This window comes from Galbitalea sp. SE-J8 (genome assembly GCF_030345695.1).
In the GTDB taxonomy this organism is placed as follows: domain Bacteria; phylum Actinomycetota; class Actinomycetes; order Actinomycetales; family Microbacteriaceae; genus JAUASV01.
On the sequence record NZ_JAUASV010000041.1, the window covers coordinates 1 to 6195 of the forward strand.

7 protein-coding genes and 1 pseudogene are annotated in these 6195 nt (G+C 65.6%); all 8 read right to left on the bottom strand.

All coding sequences use genetic code 11. The annotated features are described in order from the left end of the window. On the bottom strand, positions 1–783 hold a 783-nt coding region (locus QT381_RS15520), incomplete at its 3' end, for an ISL3 family transposase (RefSeq protein WP_289249937.1). A gap of 199 nt (positions 784–982) precedes the next feature. After that, positions 983–1582 carry a hypothetical protein gene (locus QT381_RS15525; protein WP_289249938.1) on the bottom strand — a complete coding sequence of 200 codons (600 nt, stop codon included), beginning with the start codon at positions 1580–1582 and terminating at the stop codon, positions 983–985. A 190-nt stretch (positions 1583–1772) separates the two neighbouring features. Further along, complete coding sequence (locus tag QT381_RS15530) at positions 1773–2366, bottom strand: hypothetical protein (protein ID WP_289249939.1); 594 nt, start codon at positions 2364–2366, stop codon at positions 1773–1775. A 5-nt stretch (positions 2367–2371) separates the two neighbouring features. After that, complete coding sequence (locus tag QT381_RS15535; protein ID WP_289249940.1) at positions 2372–2977, bottom strand: M23 family metallopeptidase; 606 nt, start codon at positions 2975–2977, stop codon at positions 2372–2374. A 268-nt stretch (positions 2978–3245) separates the two neighbouring features. Continuing rightward, the gene (locus tag QT381_RS15540) at positions 3246–4238 is read right to left on the bottom strand and encodes a tyrosine-type recombinase/integrase (protein ID WP_289249941.1); all 993 of its coding nucleotides are present in this window, start codon (positions 4236–4238) and stop codon (positions 3246–3248) included. Continuing rightward, positions 4231–5160, bottom strand: coding sequence for a tyrosine-type recombinase/integrase (locus tag QT381_RS15545; RefSeq protein ID WP_289249942.1), 930 nt, complete (start codon positions 5158–5160; stop codon positions 4231–4233). Before QT381_RS15545 ends, QT381_RS15540 begins: the two co-directional genes overlap by 8 nt. After that, on the bottom strand, positions 5157–5963 hold the full coding sequence (locus QT381_RS15550; protein WP_289249943.1) for a tyrosine-type recombinase/integrase: 807 nt from the start codon (positions 5961–5963) through the stop codon (positions 5157–5159). The genes QT381_RS15545 and QT381_RS15550 overlap by 4 nt, the downstream gene beginning before the upstream one ends. A gap of 64 nt (positions 5964–6027) precedes the next feature. Next, positions 6028–6195: pseudogene (locus QT381_RS15555) on the bottom strand (IS256 family transposase); the annotation flags it as partial.

Here is a 6195-nt window from a genome sequence, read left to right on the forward strand (position 1 = left end):
GGCGAGCTGGACGACATGGAACGGGTCCATCACCTCCACCGCGTCCGGCAACGCTTCGGCGGCGGCGGTCTTGAATCCGGTGAACCCGTCCATCGCGACCACCTCGATCCCGTCCCGGAATGCGGGACTCTGCTGCCTGAGCCATGCGGAGAACACCGGTTTGGAGCGACCAGGAACCATGTCCAGCAGCCGGGAGGGGCCGGTGCCGTCCCGCACCGGCGTCAGGTCGATGACCACGGTCACGAATCGGTCGCCGTGCCGGGTGTGCCGCCATACGTGCTCATCGACGCCGATCACCGTCACCGCGTCGAGTCGGGTCGGATCGTTGATGAGCACCCGGCGGCCCTCGGCGAGGACCGCGGTGTTGGCAGTGTGCCAGGCGACACCGAGATGATCGGCGACCCGGGCGATGGTGAGGTGATCGACGACGAGCGCGGTCAACGCCCAGCGAATCGCTGCCCGCGACAGCTTCGACCGGGGTTCGGCCGCCCGAGTCGTGTCCTGCCGCCAGAGGCGGCCGCAACCCGAACACCGGTAGCGGCGCACCCGCACCAGCAGCGTGGTCGGGCGCATCCCGAATGGCACATGCGCGAGCCTGCGCACGATCGTCCCGCGCGGCCCTCCCTCAGCGCCACACGCCCTGCACCAATTGTCCGGCTCGACGACACGGCACTCGATGACCGCCCGCTCTGGCCTCACGCGCTGGCCGGTAGCAACGAGCCCGAGCTCGTCGAGACAGCAGAAGACGGACAAGTCAGCAGGGACGAAGGTAGCGTGAAGCACGTCGAGGTCTTTCGGCGAGGAGGCGTAGGAACTTCCATCTTCGGAAGACCTCGACCCTCACTCCGCCAGCGACGCGCTACCCGCCACTACACCCTCGATTGCGATGAGCCGTCAATCGACCGATCGCTGCTTGTGGGCGGGCAGCACTACCTGAGCGAACCTAACCCGCTAGCGGCGAACGACTCGCGACGCAATCGAGCTACCCGCACGAGCCGGGGAGCGCCATTCCGTCGAGCGTTCGAATTTCCTGATCGGCGGTTTGCAGATACATCCAGATGATCGTGTCAGGTTCGGCAGTGCTCGACGCGGAAATCTTGCTCCCAGGGTTCAAAACTTCGAAGACCATCGTTGACTCATCCCCGCGAATTGTGTAAATCGACGTGGTGCCGGCCCCGTCGTTGCCGTCGGGTTTCTCTTCGAGTTCTGCGTACGCGCTCTCCAGGGCGGCGCGGGAAGAGCCGACGTGGATCCCCTCGGCTGTCGAGATACCCGGGGACCAGACCCAAATGTCCTGCAGCTCGCCATCGATGGCCCAGGACGCGGTGCGCACACTCACGTCTCCGAGGTCGTCGCGCGTTGCGCCGGGCGCGTGCCACTGGGAAGTCCCAAACCCGCAGAAGTCGCCCCACTCCACGAGCTTTGTGTCTTCGGGCACCTTCTGGCCGATCTGGAGATCTCCGAGACCGTCGAGCGTCAGCGTCGCCGCTCCTGCCGGCGTCGCTGAGTTGGTCGAGGTGGGCGAGCTTTCCGGAGTCGTTGCTGTCGGAGTCGACGTCGTTGACGCGACCGAGGTTGCCACGGGCGCAGGCGGGGTGCTGGTCTCCGACGGGGACACCCGACTGGTCGCACTGCAACCTGCGAGGGTTATCGAGAGCAGCATGACGCTCGCGAGAATCGGCTTTCGGTTGTGCATTAGGACGAATTCTCTCTTCACTCGATGGAGACAGATCCGGGTGGTCACGCCTCGTCGGCGCGACCACCCGAGTCTGTCAGAACTTGGGAATCCTCGCGATCAGCTCGTCGAGAAGTGCGGCACCGTCGTCTTCCGGATTGGTGACCAGGGCATATGCCCACTGCTCGCTGCCGAATGCCCAGCCGCCGTCGTACCCGTAGGGGTTTGTGTAGGCCTCCAAAGCACCCTCAAGCGGCTTCGAACCGGTATCAATGAGCAACTGGCGCTCCCGACCGGCGACGTCCGCCGGAAGCGGGCCGTAGCCGTAGAGAATCGCTTCCTCATCGCCCGAGCCCCATGCGCACATGTTTCCCCCGTAGAGCACGATCCGTAGTGGCGACGGCCCGTCAGACGAGGGATCGTACGTTGCACCCGCAGAGCGCACGTAATCGGCGCCGTATTGCTGCCACCCCTTTTCTTGGAGCGCCTTCAATCGTTCGGGCGCGATAAGCGCCGTGCAATCAATACTCTCTGAATAGGATGCAAATGGGTCCTCGGAGTTGGCCGTGCGGGTAGGACCCGCCGTCGCTGGGGCTTGTTGGCCCGCAGAGCCCACGGGACCGGCGCAACCAGCGACCGACAACAAGAGTGCGAAGAGCCCTGCGGTCCGGAATGCTGCCTTCTTCATCATTTCCTCTACTCCGATCCGACCCAGGTCACGCCGTGACTTCCCAGAAAGCCACGGGGTTCGTAGAAATGGGTGCTCGCCCAACCGTTCCATCCGGTCGAGAACATGCTGTAGTGCAGGTGGTCAGGGAAGCCGGAGCCGTAACAACTTGTGTTCCCCGTTTCGCCAACGAAGTCACCCTTCGTGATGGAATCTCCGACGTGAGGGACCACGCTGCTCATATGCCCGTAGGCTGCGCGATTGCCGTCCCCGAATTTCAGCACGAGCGTCTTGCCCATGCAGTCGTCGGTGAAGCGCTCGAGGACGATGCCGTTGTTCGGCGAGTAGAGGTTGAAATGTGGGGGGTTCTTGTCCCAGTCCTGTCCGGTGTGGATGTTCGGCGTCACAGTCGTGTCGCAGAGTGGGCGGCCCTTGATCGCTGGTGTCGAACCAGATATCCAGGGCTTGCCATAAGTCGATCCCGAGGCCGCGGGCGATCCGTCGCAGTAGTTTGCGGACGCGCTAGCGGCAGGGACAACAGCGGCAGGGATCGCGATCGAGGCAATGGCGAGCAGCACCGCGCCTCGACGGCGCGTGCGACTGTGGAGTTTGCTCCAGGGAGGTTTGACGGCCATAACACGAGTGTATGTTATCTCGCGGGACATCGGTGACAGTTCTGCATCAGGACATCGGTGACACTTCCCGGTGCGTTGGTGGTGACACTTCGACCGGTCAGATTGGTGGCTCTTCGCAATCAAGCGACAAGCCGGGTTCTGAATCCGCCGGTTTCGAGCAGTGATCGGGCGATGGTATGTCGCCCTCGTGGTTATGTTGATCGTCGTTCTTGAGCCGGGTGCTGGCAGGCCCTGGGGGATGGTTCGGTCAACATAACCATCGGCGGTGTCATCGGTTTGCGAGGAACGCCAGCAGGGCGTCGGAGGCGTGGTAGCGGGCTGGCGGCTGCTCATCGATCGCGGGGAGGCGGTCGAGGGTTCGGCGTTTGAGTTCCAGATCGGCGTGGAGGTAGATCTGCGTGGTCTGGATGTTCGCGTGCCCGAGCCAGAGCGCGATGCTCGCGGTATCGATCCCCGCGTGCAGCAGACTCATCGCGCAGGTGTGCCGGAGGGTGTGCGGAGTGACGTTCTTCCTCGTGATCGAAGGGCAGCGCTCGGCGGCGGTCTTCGCGTGGCGTGTGACGAGCTTGCCGACCGCGGCTCTGGTCAGCGCTGTCCCGGCGTGGCTGGGGAACAACGGCGTATCGGGTGCGGCCGGGACCTCGCGGAACCAGGCGCCAAGGAGCGCTGCGGTGTTCTTCTGGAGCGGGATGATGCGCTGCTTGCGTCCCTTTCCGACGCATTCGAGATGACTGCGCGGGCCGATCTGGATGTCACCGACGCGGAGGCTGACCAGTTCGCTGACGCGGAGCCCGGTCTGGATGCCCAGGTGCAGCAGGAGACGATCGCGACGCCCGAGCCATGTGTCGGTGTCCGGGGCGGCGATCAACGTTTCAGCTTCTGGTGTGGTGAGGAACGACACGAGCGTTGTCTTCGTGCGTTTCGCGGGGATCGCGAGGACCTGGCTGATCGTCGCGATCGAGTCCGGTGCCCGATAGCTGGCGTAGGTGAAGAACGATCTGAGCGCCGCTCGGCGGGCGTTGCGGGTGGCGGCGGAGTTCCCGCGGATCGTCTCCAGGTGTTGCAGGAACCCGCCGATCAGGTCCGCGTTCAGGTCTGCCAGGGTCAGCTCGGACGGGGCGACGCGTGTCGCGTCCTGGGCGTAGAGCAGCAGCAGCCGAAACGTGTCGGCGTAGGCGGCTTTCGTGTGGGGGCTGGCGTTCAGGTGCCGGTCGAGCTTGTCGGTGAAGAAGTTCTGCAGCAGCGGCGCGAGATCACTCATGACCGGGTCCCGCAACTTGGATGCGTTCGGCGAGAGCCGCGGCGAGTTCGGGGGTGTTCGACAGATACCAGTAGGTGGATTCCGGGCTGACGTGTCCGAGGAAGGCCGAGAGCACCGGCATCATCTGATCGACGTCGCCGCCGGCGCGAATGTGCCCGATGAGCGTGTTCGTCGCGAACGAGTGCCGCAGGTCATGCAACCTCACCGCTGGTGTTGTCGGCCCGCCTGACAGGCCAGCCATCGTGCGGACCTCCTGAAACGTCTGTCCCGCGGTTGATCTCGCGATCCTGGTGCCTCGGCGGGCGACGAACACCGCCGTGGTCTTCGGGGCCGGGAACGTGCGATCCCGCAGCCGCTGGAACCTGCGGATCGCGGCCAGTGTCGAGGCATGGATCGGAACGAGCCGGGACTTGCCGAACTTGGTGTCCGTGACCCGCACCCAGCCGCCATCGCTGTTCTCGTCCTTGGTGATATCGGCGTCGTTGAGGCCCCGTGCCTCGCTGATCCGCAGCCCCGTCACGGCCAACAGGCCCAGCAGCGTCTGCCACGACGCCGCGCGAACCGTCGGCGTCAGCCTGCCCGCCGCGGTCAGCAGCGCGTCCATCTGCGGTGGGGTGAGGATCAGCGGGTGAGCGCGGTGACTGCCGTAGGGGTTCCCGTCGACCAGCGGGACCTCGGTGGCGGGGTCGAACCAGGCGGCGTGCTCGGCGAACTGGCGGATGTGGTTCAGGCGTTCCGGGACCGTGCGACGGGAGAACTGCGAGACCCAGGCGGTCGCCAAGTCCCGGCGGATCGTCGGCTCACCGCGCTCGTCCATCCAGGACACGAACGCATCGAGTGTCTTGCCCGGCGCGGTCAGCTTGAACCCCAGCGCCCGCCGGGTCGCGAGGTAACTGTCCGCGAGGGTGCGCAGGCCGCTCATCGTGCCCACCTGACCGATGCCGCAGCCGGCCACTCCGGGACGAGCTGGGTGAGCCGGTTCGTGTCGACCTTCGCGTAGATCGCGGTCGTGCGCAGATGCTGATGACGCAGCAGGCCCTGGACCTCCTGCAGGGTCGCGCCCGACGCCAGCGCCCCGGTGGCGAACGTCTGCCGCAACCGGTGCGGGCCGAACTTCGTGATCCCAGCGGTCACGCAGAGCTGACGAACAGCACCGCAGACCCCATTCGCCGTCAACGGCTGAACCGGCGCGATCACCGTCCAGAACACCGCGTCGCCTTCGACCAGGCCGCCACGGCCCTTCAGGACGTAGTCCTCTAATGCTTTCCCGACCTCGCCGGGCAACGGGAGCTCGTCCACCCGGTCACCCTTCCCACGGATGCGGATACTGCCGCTCTGCCACCCGATATCGTCCAGCCGCAGACCGGCGATCTCGCACGCCCGCAGCCCGAGCCCAGTCAGCAGGAACAGGATCGCCCGGTCCCGCAACCCCTTCGGAGAACGCGGATCGAGACTGCCGAAGAGAGCCTCGATCGTCCCGACTGGCACCGGGTCAGGGATCGACGAGAGCCGCCACGCCGCGGCGTGCGGAACCACACCGACGAAGTCTCGGCCCGTCCTGCCCGTGCGGTGGCAGAACTGCAGAAAGGAACGCAGCATCACCATCTGCTTGCCCAGCGTCGAGGCCTTCAACCCGCGCGCAGCTTCCAGGTTCACCCACTCGATCACCGTCGCAGCCGTCAGCTTCCGCAACGAGACCTCGACCCGTGCGGGCAGCCATTCCACGAAGCCAGCGACGGTCAAGCCCCAGGTAGTGGTGTAGCTCGGGTTCCTTCGAACTGTTGATGGTTCAGGCGGTGAGTTCGAGGGCGCTGTCGGTGGAGACCTCCTTGGCGTCGGTGTCGGTGTCGGTGTCGAGGGTCAGCCGGGACTTCGCGAGCATCTCGAGGCCGAGGTAGCGGCGGCCTTCGGCCCACTCGTCGGTCTGTTCGGCGAGCACGGCTCCGACGAGGCGGAT

Bases quoted from the DNA above. Each gene is read 5' to 3' on its own strand.
- QT381_RS15530 (WP_289249939.1), bottom strand. From the start codon at position 2,366: ATGATGAAGAAGGCAGCATTCCGGACCGCAGGGCTCTTCGCACTCTTG.
- QT381_RS15535 (WP_289249940.1), bottom strand. From the start codon at position 2,977: ATGGCCGTCAAACCTCCCTGGAGCAAACTCCACAGTCGCACGCGCCGT.
- QT381_RS15540 (WP_289249941.1), bottom strand. From the start codon at position 4,238: ATGAGTGATCTCGCGCCGCTGCTGCAGAACTTCTTCACCGACAAGCTC.
- QT381_RS15545 (WP_289249942.1), bottom strand. From the start codon at position 5,160: ATGAGCGGCCTGCGCACCCTCGCGGACAGTTACCTCGCGACCCGGCGG.